The sequence below is a fragment of the Neolewinella agarilytica genome (assembly GCF_900110645.1).
Lineage (GTDB): Bacteria > Bacteroidota > Bacteroidia > Chitinophagales > Saprospiraceae > Neolewinella > Neolewinella agarilytica.
Map to the genome: position 1 here is coordinate 1 of NZ_FOFB01000032.1, position 16,149 is coordinate 16,149.

17 protein-coding genes are annotated in these 16,149 nt (G+C 52.8%); 7 read left to right on the forward strand and 10 right to left on the reverse strand.

Annotation, left to right across the window (positions count from 1 at the left end; all coding sequences use genetic code 11):
• Positions 1 to 62 precede the first annotated feature (62 nt).
• The 4 genes from BM123_RS20865 to BM123_RS20880 form a co-directional block, all read right to left on the reverse strand.
• Entirely contained in the window at positions 63 to 470 is a 408-nt protein-coding gene (locus tag BM123_RS20865) for a hypothetical protein (protein ID WP_090172560.1), read from the reverse strand.
• Complete coding sequence (locus BM123_RS20870; protein ID WP_090172562.1) at positions 467 to 1,024, reverse strand: hypothetical protein; 558 nt, start codon at positions 1,022 to 1,024, stop codon at positions 467 to 469. The genes BM123_RS20865 and BM123_RS20870 overlap by 4 nt, the downstream gene beginning before the upstream one ends.
• Positions 1,025 to 1,173: 149 nt before the next feature.
• Positions 1,174 to 2,391 (reverse strand): aminotransferase class I/II-fold pyridoxal phosphate-dependent enzyme, encoded by a 1,218-nt coding sequence (locus BM123_RS20875; protein WP_090172564.1) that lies wholly within the window; start codon positions 2,389 to 2,391, stop codon positions 1,174 to 1,176.
• A gap of 67 nt (positions 2,392 to 2,458) precedes the next feature.
• Positions 2,459 to 3,163: an RluA family pseudouridine synthase gene (locus tag BM123_RS20880; RefSeq protein ID WP_090172663.1), complete on the reverse strand. Its 705-nt coding sequence runs from the start codon at positions 3,161 to 3,163 to the stop codon at positions 2,459 to 2,461.
• A gap of 141 nt (positions 3,164 to 3,304) precedes the next feature.
• Between BM123_RS20880 and BM123_RS20885 the strand changes: the two genes are divergently transcribed.
• The 4 genes from BM123_RS20885 to BM123_RS20900 all read left to right on the forward strand — a co-directional run bounded on the left by BM123_RS20885 (position 3,305) and on the right by BM123_RS20900 (position 6,608).
• Positions 3,305 to 4,252 carry a menaquinone biosynthesis family protein gene (locus BM123_RS20885; RefSeq protein WP_090172565.1) on the forward strand — a complete coding sequence of 316 codons (948 nt, stop codon included), beginning with the start codon at positions 3,305 to 3,307 and terminating at the stop codon, positions 4,250 to 4,252.
• A gap of 35 nt (positions 4,253 to 4,287) precedes the next feature.
• Positions 4,288 to 5,067: a hypothetical protein gene (locus tag BM123_RS20890; RefSeq protein ID WP_090172567.1), complete on the forward strand. Its 780-nt coding sequence runs from the start codon at positions 4,288 to 4,290 to the stop codon at positions 5,065 to 5,067.
• Between the two features lie 181 nt (positions 5,068 to 5,248).
• Positions 5,249 to 6,016, forward strand: coding sequence for a hypothetical protein (locus tag BM123_RS20895; protein WP_090172569.1), 768 nt, complete (start codon positions 5,249 to 5,251; stop codon positions 6,014 to 6,016).
• Between the two features lie 64 nt (positions 6,017 to 6,080).
• Positions 6,081 to 6,608, forward strand: a complete 528-nt coding sequence (locus tag BM123_RS20900) for a GNAT family N-acetyltransferase (RefSeq protein ID WP_090172571.1) — start codon at positions 6,081 to 6,083, stop codon at positions 6,606 to 6,608.
• A gap of 17 nt (positions 6,609 to 6,625) precedes the next feature.
• On the opposite strand, the gene lptE is transcribed toward BM123_RS20900, so the two are convergent.
• From lptE to BM123_RS20920, 4 genes are all read right to left on the reverse strand, one after another.
• Positions 6,626 to 7,135, reverse strand: coding sequence for an LPS assembly lipoprotein LptE (lptE, locus tag BM123_RS20905; protein ID WP_090172665.1), 510 nt, complete (start codon positions 7,133 to 7,135; stop codon positions 6,626 to 6,628).
• Positions 7,136 to 7,348: 213 nt separating this feature from the next.
• A complete protein-coding gene (locus BM123_RS20910; RefSeq protein ID WP_090172573.1) occupies positions 7,349 to 8,041 on the reverse strand; it encodes a Crp/Fnr family transcriptional regulator in 693 nt (230 codons plus the stop codon).
• Between the two features lie 225 nt (positions 8,042 to 8,266).
• On the reverse strand, positions 8,267 to 8,809 hold the full coding sequence (locus tag BM123_RS20915; protein ID WP_090172575.1) for an NUDIX domain-containing protein: 543 nt from the start codon (positions 8,807 to 8,809) through the stop codon (positions 8,267 to 8,269).
• 219 nt (positions 8,810 to 9,028) lie between these two features.
• Positions 9,029 to 12,256, reverse strand: a complete 3,228-nt coding sequence (locus BM123_RS20920; RefSeq protein WP_245748636.1) for a S41 family peptidase — start codon at positions 12,254 to 12,256, stop codon at positions 9,029 to 9,031.
• A 301-nt stretch (positions 12,257 to 12,557) separates the two neighbouring features.
• Here BM123_RS20920 and BM123_RS20925 point away from each other — a divergent pair, with 301 nt between their 5' ends.
• Together BM123_RS20925 and BM123_RS20930 are read left to right on the forward strand one after the other, a co-directional pair.
• Complete coding sequence (locus BM123_RS20925) at positions 12,558 to 13,679, forward strand: Sb-PDE family phosphodiesterase (protein ID WP_090172577.1); 1,122 nt, start codon at positions 12,558 to 12,560, stop codon at positions 13,677 to 13,679.
• 10 nt (positions 13,680 to 13,689) lie between these two features.
• Entirely contained in the window at positions 13,690 to 14,076 is a 387-nt protein-coding gene (locus BM123_RS20930; protein WP_090172669.1) for a VOC family protein, read from the forward strand.
• 1 nt (position 14,077) lies between these two features.
• Here the strand turns inward: BM123_RS20930 and BM123_RS20935 are convergent, their stop codons facing one another.
• Complete coding sequence (locus tag BM123_RS20935) at positions 14,078 to 14,338, reverse strand: GlsB/YeaQ/YmgE family stress response membrane protein (protein WP_090172579.1); 261 nt, start codon at positions 14,336 to 14,338, stop codon at positions 14,078 to 14,080.
• A 191-nt stretch (positions 14,339 to 14,529) separates the two neighbouring features.
• Positions 14,530 to 14,775 carry a GlsB/YeaQ/YmgE family stress response membrane protein gene (locus BM123_RS20940; RefSeq protein ID WP_090172581.1) on the reverse strand — a complete coding sequence of 82 codons (246 nt, stop codon included), beginning with the start codon at positions 14,773 to 14,775 and terminating at the stop codon, positions 14,530 to 14,532.
• 186 nt (positions 14,776 to 14,961) lie between these two features.
• Here BM123_RS20940 and BM123_RS20945 point away from each other — a divergent pair, with 186 nt between their 5' ends.
• Positions 14,962 to 16,143, forward strand: a complete 1,182-nt coding sequence (locus BM123_RS20945; protein ID WP_245748640.1) for a serine hydrolase domain-containing protein — start codon at positions 14,962 to 14,964, stop codon at positions 16,141 to 16,143.
• Positions 16,144 to 16,149: the final 6 nt, after the last annotated feature.

The following is a 16,149-nucleotide window of genomic DNA, read 5'->3' on the forward strand; positions in this document are numbered from 1 at the left end:
GTTTCTCAAAAGATTTTGATAATCATGTATCGGCAATCCGTTATTTCATATGGAAGCGAAACCTAGCTTCTCACCCTTACATTTGATACACCGCCATGGTCTGAAACGTACAACCCGAGGTGGTCGAGCAACTCACAAACACAAAGAGAATCGGAAAGTACTTTCTGAACGATCAAGCTTTTAATTTTCGAGTGAATACCGTTATCGTACGGCATACGAAAATCTTCACGACGATCATTACCTATAAGATAAATCAATGTATCACATCCTTTCTCGTTGACCACTTCGATCATTCTGAAAGCAAGTGCAGTATCGGAAGCTATTGGGATATTTCTGTACCCTGCGGTATTTTGCTCAGCTCTGAGTTTATAATCCATCGTTTCTTGAGCAAAGACAAGGCTATTACAGTAAGCAGTAATGAAAACCAAAAAAAAGAACCGGATAAGGAAGGGTTGTAAATGTCTTTTCATGGTGTTACGAAAATTTGATTATTGGGGAGAACGGCTTGATTGAACACCAGAAATTGCAAGGGAATATTATTCGGAAAACGATTCCCTCCCCGTTTAATCAAAACTCGTAGATTGTTGGATTGGATTAGCCAAGGCCCTGCTGAAGAGGTATTAGAAACCGCAATAGAATCATACATATAAGGTACACTAGCAAATTTTAGCGTCCAGAAAACATCACCGGTCGAATCTGGCCTTGGAACTATTTCATAAGCATTAACCACCGATGTATCTGCCATACTTAGGGAGTCAATAATGATTTGGCCGTTAGCCCGGTAATTATTACTTTGACCTGCAACAACAGTGTCAATATTATCTACAATAGTATCTCCATCGGTATCGTTCAAATTGGCGACCGTGATCGCTCCCAATGAATATTCATCAGCATCCGGTACACGATCTCCACCAAACTGCCCATACAAACCATTGTGTATTTGAAGGTCGACTACGCCGCCGCATCCACAGTCTTGGTATTTGAAATCGCCAGATAAATTCTGTGCGAAACTGTTAACACTCATAAAGAGGCAAACAAGCGAAAAAATTACGCAGCGACTTGCGACTTGCGACTTGCGACTTGCGACTTTTCATAATAGGAATCTTAGTATTATAATGCTAGAACAAACATAGTGAAATAAACGGGAAATAAAAATCACGACTAAAAGTATTTCTATATATTATTTCCAACCAAACCCCCTACCAACCCCTCCACTTCTTCCACTGTATTAAACCCATGCAAACAAATCCGCAACCGCTCCTCGCCCACGGCCACCGTTGGGGAGCGAATGCCTTTGACGAGCAGGCCTGCCTCCCGGCAGGCGGCCTCGGCCGCCATCACCCGTTCGTTGCCGGGCAGGTGGAGGATTTGTATCGGGCCGTCGGCCTCCGATAACAGCTGAGCCAGGCCCGCTTCGGACATCCCCTGGCGGAACTGCTGGATGCGTTCGTTGAGCAAAGCCAGTCGCTCCGCGTGCAACGATGTCATCCGCTCGTACGCCTGGGCAATGCCTTCCCATTGAGCGGGCGCCGGGCCGGTGGTGTAGATGAAGGGGCGGCAGGTATTGACGAGGTACTCCCGCAAAGCAAGCGAGCCCAGCACGGCAGCGCCGTGGGCGCCGAAGGCCTTGCCGTAGGTAATAACGGTAGCAAAAACCTGCTCCTGCAGGCCCAACTCCGCCACCAGGCCGGCACCACCCTCCCCTTCGATGCCACCAGAATGGGCTTCATCAACTATCAGGTGGGCGCCATGCTGCCGGCACAGCGTCGCCATGTCGGCCAGCGGCGCCAGGTCGCCGTCCATGCTGAAGCGGCCTTCGGTGAGGACGAAGACTTGTCCGTCGGGCCGGCCGCCTGTCGCCAGCAATTCCCCCAGCGTACGCAGGTCGTTGTGCGGAAAGCGGATGGCCTTCGCCATCCCCAGCCGGATACCGTCGCGGCAGCTGGCGTGCATGAGCTCGTCGTAATAGATCGTGTCGGTGCGCTTTAGGACGGCGGAGAGCAGCCCCAGATTCGCCGTATAGCCGGAGTTGAAGACCAGGGCGGCGGGATGGCCGTGGTAATCAGCGATCATTTGCTCGACGGCGTGGTATTCGTCAGCATCTCCCGAAATGGACCTTGAGCCGGTGGCACCGGACGGGTTCAAGGACCTCGAAGCGTCCCGGAGCGAAGCGGAGGGACCTTCGAGCGTCCGGGTGGCCATCTCAGGGTACTGCGGCGCTCGGGTGGCCATCTCGGACGCTCGAAGGTCCCTACCGGGACGCTTCGAGGTCCTGGCCAGCCCCAGGTAATCATTCGACCAAAAGTCTACCCCATCGACCGAGCCCGCCAGCTGGCGGTAATTGCCCGCTGACCGAATTTTATCCAGCCTGTCCGCAAGAAATTTCTTCATCTCTATCCATTAAAACCGAAGCCCTGAAAGCCACGCAGCGGCGTCTAAAGAAAACGCCCAGCGTTTTCTACCACTCCGTCATCTCCGCAAACAGCTGCCACAATTGATCAATTTCGGGGATCGGTGCCTCGATCTTTACGGCTTCCTTCGTCACCGGATGCTGGAACTCCAGCTTGCGGGCGTGCAGGTTGATGTTGCCGTCCTGATTACGCAGGCGGGAACCGTACTTCAGGTCGCCGTGAATCGGTGTTTTGAGCTGATCGGCCAGCTGTACCCGGATCTGGTGCGGCCGACCGGTTTCGGGCTTCACTTCCAGCAATATGTTGGTCCCTACGCGACCCAGCAGGCGGTAATCGAGCTTTGCCATTTTAGCCCCTTTATGGCGGTTAGAATCAGCTTTGGGTACGATTTTACTACGGTTCTTACTCGTGTCTTTGTAGATGTAGCCCTTCAGGCTTCCTTCAATCGGATCGGGCTGTTCTGTCGTAATGGCCCAGTAGGTTTTGGTCACTTTCCGGTCGCGGAAAAGCTCCGTCATCCGCTTCAGGGCTTTACTGGTACGGGCGAAAATGATGACGCCGCTCACCGGCCGGTCGAGGCGATGGATGGAGCCCAGAAAAACGTCGCCCGGCTTGTTGTAGCGATGTTTGATGTAGGCTTTGACCCAGTCCATGACGGTCCGGTCACCGGTTTCATCCCCCTGACTCAGCAGGCCGGCGGGTTTGTTGACGGCGATAAGGTGATTGTCTTCGAAAAGGACTTGGAGATGCATGGGAAAGGGATTCTTGATTCTCGATTCTTGATTCTCGATTTTGGATTTGACTACCGCACGAGAAGGCACAAAGGTCAACATTTAAAACTATGTTTTCTCACTGGGGTTTAATCAAGAATCAAGAATCGCCAATCAAGAATCATGAATCTTTCTCTAGGTTACAGCCCCTGCCCCAACGACACCTTCATTTTTGACGCGCTCGTCCACGGCCGCATCGACACCGAAGGGCTGGAATTTGACGTCCGCCTGGGCGATGTCGAGGAGCTGAATCAGCTGGCGCTTGCGGGGGAACTGGACGTTACCAAGCTGAGCTATCACGCCTTCGGCTACCTGACCGGGACCTACGCTTTGCTGAACGCCGGCAGTGCATTGGGGCGGGGCGTTGGGCCATTGTTGGTGACGGCGGATGCGAATTTGGCGCGGACGCTGGTGCAGGGGGAGGTTCGAGGAGCTGAGGGAGGTCGGACGCTCGAAAATTTTGCGCCAGACCGGACGCTCGAAGGTCCCTCCGCTTCGCTCCGGGACGCTTCGAGGTCCCTGGCAGTAGCTATTCCTGGTAAGCTGACCACGGCGAACTACCTGCTGGGGCTTGCCTATCCCGAACTGACGGACAAAACCGAGGTATTGTTCTCCGACATCGAAGAGCGGGTGCTCTCCGGCGAGTTTGCCGCCGGGCTGCTCATTCACGAAAACCGTTTTACTTACCACGAGCGCGGCCTGCATAAGATCGCCGACCTCGGTGAATTTTGGGAAGGAAGCACCGGCCTCCCTATCCCGCTGGGCGGGATCGTGATCAAACGCTCCCTGCCGGAGGAGGTGCAGCAGACCTTCGATCGGGTGCTCGCCCGCTCCGTCCAGTATGCCTTTGACAACCCCGCCGCTTCAGCGGACTACGTCGCCGCCAACGCCCAGGAGATGGACCCCAAGGTGATGCGGCAGCACATCGCCCTTTACGTCAACGACTATTCGCTCAACCTCGGCCCGCAGGGCCGGGGGGCGGTGCGGGCTTTCCTGAAGCAAGGCCGGGAGCGGGGGGTGATTCCTCTTACTCCGGAGGTGTTTGTACCGCCGACTTCAGTCGGCGGATGAACCACCTCTAATAAACAAGTTTGCATCTTCTTCCTATGCGCCTTTTCCCTATTCTCTTCCTCCTTTTCTTTTTTTCCTGTCATTCCGGCCCGGAATTGAACGGACATTGGCACCTAATCCATAATCGAGATCATTCAATAGAGTCTACAATCGATTTTCTTGACGACACCAGTTTCCTTTATCAAAGTCATCCACTCTATTATGGCGGCTGGGGAGGATATATTGACCGGGAGGCGCAGACGATGCATTGGGGTGGTGAATGTATGATGGGCAACTGGCGCTATCAACTCGAAGCAGATAATCGCTGGGAGGTTTACTCCCTTAAGGATAACGATAAGCTGGTTGGCACAATGCTTCCACACCCAGATTGTAGTGGTGTTGACGACTTATTCCTTGATTCGAAAATGGCTATTCAGCTTCCGATACTTACGGACACCTTGTCGGATCTTGGTTCTCCCGCCCTTGTTTCTTTCCTTTATGTAGGGCCCGTCAAAGAAGAATATCACGCTATTTATCCTAACGAGTGGTATATCTCACTTGGAGATAAAATCATTGACTCAGACCTTTCAAATAATTTCTTGCTGTTTGACGAACAACACCGGGTAAAGCTACCGGAGAGATTACAAGAGAAAATAAAAAAACTAGTATTTCTGGATAAAAACACACCGTTGACTGCACTAGAACCGATTATCAGACACTATTGTCAAAAGGGCTATGGCGAACTGTATTTAGCGGGGATTACCGCATCAGGAAAAGAGGCTCGGCTTGTTTACCGCCGGGAATCGCTCACAGCCTTAGAAGAGCGCCTGGAATAAGAGTGCTTTTCTGGCCCGGCGTAGGCGCTCCTCCGCGCGCGACCGGCCAAAGCCTACTCCGTACGCGATAGAACTAAGTAGCGCGGCTGAAATCCGCTTTGGCCGGGCGCTGCTGGAAGCAGCGTACGCCGGGTAAGCTTTTCCACTTTAAAGCAATACCTTAGCAAAACGAAGCCCGAAGATGAAAATTCATAACGAAGCTGACAGACAAGCCCTCGATCAACGCATCCAAACCGAACTGGGGGTAGACATCAGTAAATACAGGGACCCTGAAGTGACGGAACGCCTCAGCGAACTGATCGTATTTCCGTTGTATGTGCTAAGCTGGACGATTCGCCCCGTTTTGCTGGCCTTTGTTCTCTACCTGCTGGGGTTCTTTTTGCTGGACCTGGTGCACGTCCAACATCTGATATATGCCGTGTTGGGGCTGGTTTTGGCCTTGATCACCGGCTTATTCGCCGGCCTGTTTTACCTGACCATCCGCTTCCGATCAGACATCCGGGCCATCATGACTTATTCGATGGACATACTGAAGGGCATCGTACAGGATATGGATGCCCTTAATACCAGCACCCACGCGGGTAACCGGAAGGATGTGCTGCAGCTACTATTTCTGGGCACGATGCATCTCATCACTATTCCCCTCACGTCGGACATCATTGGCAATAAGGTCCCTTTTATTGGCGGGCTGGTGGCCCGGCTCGTAAGGCGAGTCCTCACCGTGATGACGAACCTCTTCCGTTTCGACAAAATCAATTTGGAAGAAGCCAAAATTGAAGCAGGTGGAGAAGGGAAAATTTTGCCCATGTACCTGGCCTCTGTCACTGGCTTTCATGGTATTATGGACAAAGTGTTGAAGGTTGGCATCCGGGTTATACAGGCACCGATCGGGCTGCTGTTAGGATTCTTCGGCGTGCTGAGTTATTTGTTTATTTATCTGATCAATTGACGGGGCGGGCTTGCTTCACTTTGCTCAGCACCTTATTATTGCACCTGCGGTAAGCGCCCAAAACATGATCACTACTCCTCGACTCCTCCTCCGCCCCTGGCAAAAATCTGACCTCAAGGCCATGGCCGAGATCAACGCTGATGCCCGCGTGATGGAATTCTTTCCCTCCACCAAAACCGAAGCGCAAACCCAGGAATTCATTGATCGCCAGCACCTGCAACAACAGGAGCGAGGCCATTGCTATTTCGCGACGGAACTTCGCGAAAGCGGGCGACTCATCGGTTTTATCGGTATCTCGTATCAGGATTACGACGCCCACTTCACCCCTTGTGTAGACATCGGCTGGCGGCTGCATCCAGACGTCTGGGGGCAGGGCCTGGCTACGGAAGGCGCCAAAGCCTGTCTGGATTTTGCTTTTGAGGAGCTAAAACTACCCGAACTGGTCGCTGTAGCCGTCCAGCAAAATATTGCTTCTACCCGGGTGATGGAAAAAATAGGGATGCGTTACGACAGTTCCTTTGATCATCCGGTACTGGCCCACCGGCCAGATCTGCAAACCTGTGTACTCTACTACGCCAGGCCCGTTAAATAGCTCTCGGCCGGCGCCGTTTACCATTCTTCCGCAAAAGCCTTATTGAAGATTTTCTCGTTCAGGTTTTTCGTAATTTCTTCCAGTGCTTCGTCTTGCACAGAGGCCAGCGTTGCCGTTGATTCAAAGTCGAAGAACTCCGTAAAATTCTGCTTCCAACCTTCTTCATCGGGGTTCCGCAGGTTCTTAAATTCGATGGCAACGACGACGGTAAGGCGGTTAAGGGCTGAGAAGGCCGCTGTTTCGTCCCCCGGTCTTGCGCCTTCCGCAGAGACGCGAAAATCGACCAGTGTACCGTTGAGTTCCAGATCCGGGGCCGTTTCGGTAATGGTTAGCCGGGCTTCATCCCGAACCTTGTTGCGCAAACTCTCCGTCAGATCGAGGTAGAGCGTAGGCGGAGCTCCTACCGCATTGTCGGTAAAATTAGGAACATAGGCCGTTTCCACCCCTTCCGGAATAGAGATACCCCGAAAGGAGTAGCAGGAAGTCAACAGAATGGCTAACCAACAAACAAGTACAAAACGTGACATCAACATAAGCAGTGGAAATGGTAACTGCTAAACGCTATGAGCTTTCATTTTGTGGTCTGATCCTTCCGGAAGAGGCATAAAAAATGCCCTACGAACTGAATCGTAGGGCGTAAAGGACGTACCGTCCTTAATTTCGGTAATTGGGAAAATTTTCAAATATGAGAGAGACACTAAACAAAAATTACACAATCATCAGCCTTCTAACAAGACATATTATGCTGCGCTGGCGCGCAGCGTTTCCATGTCACGAACGAGGATACGGCCGCGATTGAAATAAATAAGATTTTCCTTCCGGAGCTCATTCAATACCAAAGTTACTGTCTGCCGACTCGTGCAAGTAATGTTGGCAATATCCTGATGAGTGAGACTATGCTTAAGTAGCATTTCATAGCCTACCTGGCGGCCACGTTCGGCCACCACCCGGTGTAAGAAGCTAACAATGCGGCTTCTTGCGTCCTTAAAGATAAGGTCTTCCAGTTTATTTTCCGCAGCCATCATCCTTTTTCCGAATAAAAGAAGGACTCGCTGGCTCAAAATGGGGTTCTTAGCCATGATTCGCTGAAAATCAGCGACACGAATAGTGTAGAACTGAACCTCTTCTTTCAGAGATTGAGCCGTTTCCGACCGACGGGTTTCCCCCACCAGGGCCAGTTCCCCGAAAATAGCTTCCGGATGAATCAATTGCTTAATCACTTCTTTGCCTTCACTACTGTGGGTACTGATTTTCAGCGATCCCTTGCAGAGCAGGTAAATGTGTTCACTCACTTCACCGGGCTGATAAATAATGGTATAGCGGGGCTTTTTTCTGAGCTCCATAGCATCAGCCAGCGCTAACTTTTCGTTTTCGGTAAGCGCATCAAAGAGGTCAAATTGCTCCAGGAGGGAAATTTTTGCGGCGGTTTGCATAGTTAACACTTTTGGTTGAGGTCAGGAACGAATAGCATTTGGCAAGGGAGGCAAAAATCCCCTTTTCAAATGGCGGTTATACCTATAGAACACCAAAAGAAGCCCATACCCCCAAGCAAGCGAAAAAAAATTTTGAAACAATGATTTGTCGCTCAGGATACCCAAAAGCGTGTAAGCCGTTCAGGCTTTGTCGTGCAGCCGCCCGAAACCGGCGGATGGCCAAAGTCAATACTTGTCCAAAAGCAAGGCCACCCGCTGTAAAACCATGATACTCAGGGCGTCTTTGATTTGTCCGTCCAGGGTCATTTCAATGGCTTCCCGAAGGGGAAGCCGGCGCAACTGCAATTCCTCCGTATCCTCCGGTTCTGCTTCTTCCTGAGACAAGCCCCTGGCCAGATAAGCAACGCCGTACTCGTTGGTAACGGAATTGGACAGATGAAAATCCATCAATCGGGTCCATTCCCGGGCTACCAGGCCGGTTTCTTCTTTTAGCTCGCGTCGGGCAGTTTCCAGCGGGTCGGTGTCTACGGGACAGCCACCTTCGGGGATTTCCCACTCGTAGGAATTCAGTGCATAGCGATACTGCCCGACGAGCCAGGTATAGCCTTCTTCATCCACCGGCACAATGCCGATGGCGTGGTTTTTGAAGTTCACTACGCCGTAAATCCCCGGGCTTCCGCCGGGGGTGATAACTTCGCTGTGCTCAATGCTGATCCAGGGATTGTCGTAGGCTATTTTTGTCGAGAGTGTTTTCCAGGGGTTTTTCATAGCGGTAAGATACCCGATAGGAGGGATTTGTGGCGGTGGCTACTTTGTAGACAGTAGACGGTAGACAGTAGACGGTAGAGGGTAGAGGGTAGACGGTAGAGGGTAGAGGGTAGACGGTAAAATGCTCCAAAAATGCGAATTACGGGCTAAATGCCCTCGGTGTAGTTTTACTGAGCGTTTTCACCCCGTAATTCGCGTAAACTCACTGTTTACCGTCTATCAATACTTCGCACTTCCCCGCTTCTCAAAGGGTGGTCGTTTGGGCTCAACCACGGGATTAGCTTTCAGTGACTTCAGGATTTCAGCGATGGCGCGCTCCAGTTGTGGATCTTTACCCGCCATTACTTCGGCGGGGAACTGCTCCACCTCAATATCCGGCGCTACGCCTTCATTTTCCACGCGGTAGCCATCCTTGTCCCAAAAGCCAACGTTGGGCGCCGTCACGGAGCCACCATCAATGAACTCGGGGTAGCCGAGTACACCGACCAGGCCGCCCCAGGTTCGCTTACCGATGATGGGGCCGAGGTTGTTTTTGCGCCAGAGGTAAGGAAAGAGGTCTCCGCCGGAGCCGGCTGTTTCGTCGGTCAGCAGCACCTTCGGCCCCTGAATGGAGGCTACGGGAGCATGCTGATCCTTCCCGTAGCGGTACGTCCAGCTGTTTTGGTAAGGGCGCATCAGGTGCTCGATGTAGTAGTCAGCAATCTGTCCGCCGCCGTTAAAACGCTCATCGACAATGATGGCTTTCTTATTCACCTGCGGGAAGAAGTAGCGCTTAAAGTACTGGAAGCCTCCACCACCGGTGTTCGGAACGTAGACATAAGCGACCTGCCCGTTAGTCGCTTCGTCAACTTTAGCGATGTTGCCTTCTACCCAATCGCGGTTTCTCAGCCCGTACTCATTGCTCACGGGCGTAACGGTTACCGTGCGCGCTCCGCTGCCATCCGCGTTGGGGCCTACTTTCAGCTCCACCAGCCGGTTAGCTTTCTCTTCGAAAAAGCGGTAAAGATTATCGTTTCCACTCACTTCTTCTCCGTCTACGGCCAGGATGTATTCACCGGTTTCCACGTTTACACCGGGTTCAGTGAGTGGAGAACGGAGGTTACCGTTCCAGTTCAGCCCACCGTAAATTTTGGTGATGCGGTAACGGTTGTTGGCCACCTCAAAGTCTGCTCCCAGCAGACCGCCACCCACGCGGGGTGGATTGTTCAGCCGGGTGCCCCGGCTGCCGAAGCGATGGTGGCCAACGCCGAGTTCGGAGCCCATCCACTCCATCACCCGATAGAGGTCAGGACGGGTTTTGACGTGCGGCAGGAAGACTTCATACTTCTTTTTCATGGCGTCCCAATCAACGCCGTGCATACCGGGATCGTAGAAGTAGTCCCGGTTGACGCGCCACATCTCGTTGAAGATGTTAGGGAACTCCTTCAGGGGCTCAATTTTCACTTTCATGCCGTAGGCGTCCGGAGATTTCAGGTCTTTTGGCGAAGGATTACCGACCGAGGTAACGCCCCACTGCCCGCGACTTCCAACGAACAGGTGCTTTCCGTCGCCCGTCACCTCAAACCAATTAGCGGGCATCAGTTCTTTGTCCTCCCGTTCGGAGAGCGAATAGCGGTGCATGGACGTGCCGGCGTCCGTGCGGGAGATGTAGAGTAATTCTCCGTCTTTGGCCGATTCGAGGTTGTAAAAATTACCGTTACCAATGGGCAGGTGAACAATACGGGTTTCGAGGCCGTCGAAGTCGATCGTTATCGAGTCGTCATCTTCTTCCTCTTCCTCCCCGGTTTCTTCCTCGTCTTCTTCTTCAATTTCTTCCAGATCATTGCGGCGGATGAGGGGAGAGACTTCGTCACGCTGCAAGGTCAGCAGGTAGATATCATTGGTAATCCGCATATCATTGCTCGACTGCTGAAACCAATTGATCACCGGCCCGGCATCAGTGGAGGCGGAGAGGTACAGGTATTTTCCGGAAGCATCGAAAGTGGGATCAGTCACGTTAGCCAGTGGGTCGGATACGGTCTTCGATTCTCCCGTAGACAGGTTGTAAATAAATGCCTGCTCGAAGTTGGTTTCCGTAATTTTAGAATAGGCCAGCCAGCGGCTGTCCTTTGACCAGGAACCGAACAGGTCCCGGAAATCACCCGGAAAATAGAAGGTGTCTTCGTCTACTTTTTTGACCATCCCGCTCTCTACGTCCAGTACGTAGAATGCCCGACCATTATCCACAAAAGCAATCTTTTTGCTGTCGGGCGACCAGTGCGGAAAGGCATAGAAACCGGATCCCGATAAGGGAATGGCCCGGGCTTCTTTACGCAAATTATCGAAAAGGTGAAGCGCATATTCTCCTGAAGCATCCGAGAAGTAGGCAATCGTCTTACCATCCGGGCTCCAGCGCGGGTGCGTTTCGTGTACGCCGGAAGTATTCGTCAGGTTGTTCACATCACCGTTTTTCACCGGTGCGGTAAGGACTTCGCCACGGAAGTCGGCCACAATTCGCTTACCGGACGGAGAAGCGCCGGCATGCCGGACGTTCTCTCCGCCAGACACCCAATAAGGCCGCACGTCAATGATGTCCGTATTAATGGTAACGTTGATTGGCGTTGATTTACCCGTTGCCGGGTCCAGCTCGTTCAGGTAACCGGCTTGTTCGAAGATGAGCTTTCCGCCGCCGGCCTTCAGGTTCAGCACGGGGAAGTCCTTGAATTTTGTGATCTGAGTAACGGCTTTGGAAGCAGGGTTAAAGCGGTAGACATTGAACTCCTGGTTGCGGTCACTGAGGAAATAGACTTCGTCTTTAATCCACTGCGGCTGGCTGTCATTGCTCCCGCCCTCCGGCTTGGGAATTTCGACGACGGATTTGTCTGACTGGTTCATTACCCAGATACGGGAGATGGTGCCGCCGCGGTAGTTTTTCCACATGGAGAAGCGATCTCTCAGGGGAGTGTAGGCGAGGTATTTGCCGTCTGGCGAGTAGACGGCGTGATTGATGGTGGGAATGCCAAGAGGTTCAGCTTTGCCCCCGTCCAGGCCGATGGTGAAGGCGTGGGTGAAGGCCCCGGTGAAAACATCGCGGGTGGAAGCGAAGAGGATCTTCTTACCGTCGGGGGTGAAGTCGCGGACGATGTCCTGGGCCGGGTGCCAGGTAAGACGTTTGGGGATTCCGCCCTGGGCGGAGACGGTGTAGATATCGAAATTACCGTCGTATTGAGCGGTAAAAGCGATCGTTTTTCCGTCGGGGCTGAATACGGGAGCGGCTTCAATGCCTTCGTCGATGGTAAGACGGCGGGGGTTTTCGCCGTTCCGGTCTGCAATCCATAGATCACCGGCGTAGGTAAAGGCAATGTTGTTTTGGCTGATGGCGGGAGACGACAGGAGGCGGGTCTGGGCCTGCATCGTCAGTGACGTTAGGCAGCAAGCCGCGATCAGCAGGCATAATCTGTGTAACATAGTGGTATGGGCTAAATTTTAAAAGGTTGGAAATTACGCGTAAAAACGCTGGTCCGGGCCATAGATGTCCATTCTTTCGACGAACGGAGTTGGCGCGGACACTTCGGCAGGCACGGCGCGGGTCCGCAGGTGCAGGGGTAAGGACGACAAAGAGCAATGAAGGGTTGCTTTGCCAGCCAACGAAGGGCTTAGCGAAGCCATGCCGCCCCGCCGGAGAGACCGATTAAAATCCTTGCTCATATATCCACACCTAGCACCTGCGGTGAGCGCCCAAAAGCGACAAACAGGTTACATTGCGGATATGAAGACCACTACCTGCCTCCTTTTCTCCCTGTTTTGCTTTCCGCTGTTGGCGCAGCAGCACCAACATCACAGCCATGAGCGGGGTATTCACTTCCCGGATACCAGGGATTACCTGACCTTAATCGTCGACCTGCACTCCCACAGCGTATTTTCCGATGGCAGCGTCTGGCCCGACATCCGGATTCAGGAAGCCGTCCGGGACAGCCTCGATGCCTTCTCCTTCACCGAGCATCTGGAATACCAGCCGCACGCAGCAGACATCCCCCACCCCGACCGCAACCGCGCCCATGACCTGGGCGAAGAACTCGCCCGCCCCTACGACCTGATGGTCATTCGCGGCGCCGAGATCACCCGCAGCCTGCCGCCCGGACACACCAATGCCGTCTTCATCGAAGACGCCAACAAACTCATCGTTGATGACCCGATGGAAGCCTTTCTGGAAGCTAACCGCCAGGGCGGCTTTACCTTCTGGAACCACCCCAACTGGGTGGCCCAACGCAAAGATGGCGTAGCCGAACTCACCCCCATGCACCGGGAATTAATCGACAAGGGCCTCCTACACGGCATTGAGGTGGTGAACGACCTGACAATCTCGAAGGAAGCACTGCAGGTGGCGTTGGACAACGACCTCACCATCATGGGCACCTCCGATGTACACGGCTTGGTGGACTGGCAATATCACGTCCATGAGGGTGGTCACCGCCCGGTAACACTCGTCCTTGCTGAAGAAAAAAACCAGGCCTCCCTGAAGGCAGCCCTGATGGCCGGCCGCACCGTTGCCTGGTTTCAAAACACCTTGGTGGGCAAAGAAGAGCACCTGAAAGCCGTTGTGGAAGCTTCCCTGTCCGTGGAAGATGCTGCCTATCGCGGACCGTCTTCCGTCATCGACATCACGATCCACAACGAAAGCGACTGCGAGTACATTCTGGAAAACACCAGCGGATACTCCCTGCAAAGCGATTTAGGTCTCATCGAATTGCACCCTAATGCCAGCACTACCATCCAGGTTATGACCCTGCGGCAACTGGCTTCGGTTGATCTGAAATTTAAGGTATTGAATGCGGTAACTGCCCCGGAGGAGCGGCTGGAGATTACCCTTTCAGTTAAAGCTGACAATTAGAAAACCGATGATCAAAATTGAACACCTGGCCCTTTGGGTTAATGACCTCGAAGGAATGCGGGCTTTTTACCAGCAATGGTTTTCCGCTACCGCGAACGCGATGTACCACAACGAAAAGAAGCAGTTCCGGTCCTATTTCATCACCTTCGGAGAAGGAGCCCGGCTCGAGCTGATGCAACGGCCAGACGTTGAGGATACGATAGCTCCGGGGGCAGAGTTTCGGGGCCTGACGCATTTTGCGATTCAGCTCGGCAGCGAAGCTGCCGTCGACGAAATGACGGGCCGGATGCAAGCTGCCGGTCTGAGCGTAGTCGGCCCTCCCCGCCGAACGGGAGATGGATATTACGAGAGTGTAGTACTGGACCCGGAGGGAAACCGACTGGAGCTGATGGCTTGATTTAAGCCTGCCGCCGTCCCTTGATCCGGTAATAGATCATCAGCACCAGCACCGAACCCGCCGTTGCGATGATGATGGACCAAAGGTCAAGGCCTGTAGCATCTCCCAAACCGAGCAAAGTGCTGACCGCTCCGCCAAGGGCTGCGCCCGCTACGCCGAGCAGCATAGTCATCAGCCAACCGCCGCCTTCTTCGCCGGGGTGAATCATTTTGCCGAGGTAACCGGCTACTAGTCCGAGAATAAGCCAGGATAGAATGCCCATGTAAATACTGTTTTGGGTTTGACAAAGAGGAAGCGACTTGAAAAGCTTTCAGTCTGTATTGATGTCCTCAATATAAGGTGTCTTCCTAAAACTGAAAGAGTGCCGCCGGGGTGGTGACTAGGGTTTAAAAACAAAAGCAGGCCAGCCGGAAATTTCCGGCTGGCCTGCTTTTTATTCGTCAGGTGAGCTAATCAGGCAAACCGGCGGTAAAGCGCCAGGCAGATTACAGCTCCTACGGTAGCCACGATAATTGACCAGAGGTTAACACCGGAGGCGCCACTCATCCCTACCAGGTTAAAGACAAAACCGCCCACCATTGCGCCCACGACGCCAATAATCAGCGAGGCAAGCCAGCCGCCGGGGTCTGGTCCGGGGTGAATGTATTTTGCGATAGCGCCGGCGATGAGGCCGAGAATGATCCAGGATAGAATGCCCATAGTATTTTTCTTGTTGGTTGTATCTTTTAAGCAGAAGCTACGGCCCACTTGTTCACTTCAAGCCGTAAATAAGTCTGTTTAACCACCTTTTCTGCGCTACCGCAGGTTCAATGGGGGTTGGACAGGCGATGAAAATCTCACTAAATAAGAGAATACCCTAACTTACCTGAAATAATACGCTTGACCATGATCCGCTTTCTTCTTCCCCTTTTATTCATTGGTTCTTTGCTTGCTGCTCAGGCACCAAGCACTTTTTCTGCCTACTCAACATTTATAGAAGAGCAGATTGCCGGGGAAGAATTTGCCGGAGCCGTTTCTTTGGTCGTCAAAGACGGCGAAGTGTTACACCGCGGCGCTTTCGGTCATGCTGATCTGGAAGAAGATATTCCCATGGCAGAAGATCAGGTCTTTCACCTGATGTCCATGACCAAGCCCATAGTCACCCTTGCCGCCATGTTGCTCTGGGAGGAGGGGAAATTTAAGCTAGACGATAAGGTTAGTTCCTATCTCGATGGGTTCGACAACTTACGGGTAGCCAAGAGTGTCACTGAAGGCAAGGATGGCCCGACGGTTCCCGCTGACCATCCGGTTACCATCCGTCAGGTAATGACACATACTGCGGGGTTTTCTCACGGCCTGAGTGGGTCTAAGCTCGATAATGAGATCGCTATGGCCCTTTATTATGTGCCGCAGGAAAACATTGCCAGCCGGGTTAAAACCCTTACGGAACTTCCCCTGATCGGTCAGCCAGGCAAGCAGTGGTCTTACAGCGCCTCGCCTGATATCCTGGCGCTGCTCATTGAGCATTTCTCCGGCATGACCGCCGCTGAATTCCTGCAGCAACGCATTTTTGCCCTACTCGGAATGTCCTCTACCGGTTACAACCTGCCCGAGGAAAAGGCAGCCCGGATGGCCAAACTGTATAAACAGGTAGACGGTAAGCTGGTACGCGACCCTATGCAGATGGGCGCCATGGGCAATCAGGTTTTTGGTGGTTCCCACGGTCTGTTGTCCACCATAGACGATTATGCAGCCTTCTGCCGGATGCTCGTTAATGACGGAAAATATAAAGGAGGTCGACTACTGAAGAAATCCACCTTAGAAATGATGACTTCCAATCAATTGGGAGATATCCCCTACCCTGCGGGTAAAGGCTTTGGCCTTGGCTTTGGTATCGACACCGAGATACCAAAAGATGGACTGGGAAGTGCCGGCAACTACTACTGGAGCGGTGCTTACTCAACGTTCTTTTTTGTGGACCCGGTCAATAATCTTTTTGCCATTCTGATGACACAGCGCAGCCCTTACACGGGATCCATCGGAGAGAAAATGCGGAAGCAGGTTTATTCTGCGCTGGGGAAGCAGTAGTAAAAC

Bases quoted from the DNA above. Each gene is read 5' to 3' on its own strand.
- BM123_RS20895 (WP_090172569.1), top strand. From the start codon at position 5,249: ATGAAAATTCATAACGAAGCTGACAGACAAGCCCTCGATCAACGCATC.
- lptE (WP_090172665.1), bottom strand. From the start codon at position 7,135: ATGTCACGTTTTGTACTTGTTTGTTGGTTAGCCATTCTGTTGACTTCC.
- BM123_RS20900 (WP_090172571.1), top strand. From the start codon at position 6,081: ATGATCACTACTCCTCGACTCCTCCTCCGCCCCTGGCAAAAATCTGAC.
- BM123_RS20925 (WP_090172577.1), top strand. From the start codon at position 12,558: ATGAAGACCACTACCTGCCTCCTTTTCTCCCTGTTTTGCTTTCCGCTG.
- BM123_RS20875 (WP_090172564.1), bottom strand. From the start codon at position 2,391: ATGAAGAAATTTCTTGCGGACAGGCTGGATAAAATTCGGTCAGCGGGC.
- BM123_RS20915 (WP_090172575.1), bottom strand. From the start codon at position 8,809: ATGAAAAACCCCTGGAAAACACTCTCGACAAAAATAGCCTACGACAAT.
- BM123_RS20920 (WP_245748636.1), bottom strand. From the start codon at position 12,256: ATGTTACACAGATTATGCCTGCTGATCGCGGCTTGCTGCCTAACGTCA.
- BM123_RS20885 (WP_090172565.1), top strand. From the start codon at position 3,305: ATGAATCTTTCTCTAGGTTACAGCCCCTGCCCCAACGACACCTTCATT.
- BM123_RS20880 (WP_090172663.1), bottom strand. From the start codon at position 3,163: ATGCATCTCCAAGTCCTTTTCGAAGACAATCACCTTATCGCCGTCAAC.
- BM123_RS20865 (WP_090172560.1), bottom strand. From the start codon at position 470: ATGAAAAGACATTTACAACCCTTCCTTATCCGGTTCTTTTTTTTGGTT.
- BM123_RS20940 (WP_090172581.1), bottom strand. From the start codon at position 14,775: ATGGGCATTCTATCCTGGATCATTCTCGGCCTCATCGCCGGCGCTATC.
- BM123_RS20945 (WP_245748640.1), top strand. From the start codon at position 14,962: ATGATCCGCTTTCTTCTTCCCCTTTTATTCATTGGTTCTTTGCTTGCT.
- BM123_RS20890 (WP_090172567.1), top strand. From the start codon at position 4,288: ATGCGCCTTTTCCCTATTCTCTTCCTCCTTTTCTTTTTTTCCTGTCAT.
- BM123_RS20910 (WP_090172573.1), bottom strand. From the start codon at position 8,041: ATGCAAACCGCCGCAAAAATTTCCCTCCTGGAGCAATTTGACCTCTTT.
- BM123_RS20870 (WP_090172562.1), bottom strand. From the start codon at position 1,024: ATGAGTGTTAACAGTTTCGCACAGAATTTATCTGGCGATTTCAAATAC.
- BM123_RS20935 (WP_090172579.1), bottom strand. From the start codon at position 14,338: ATGGGCATTCTATCCTGGCTTATTCTCGGACTAGTAGCCGGTTACCTC.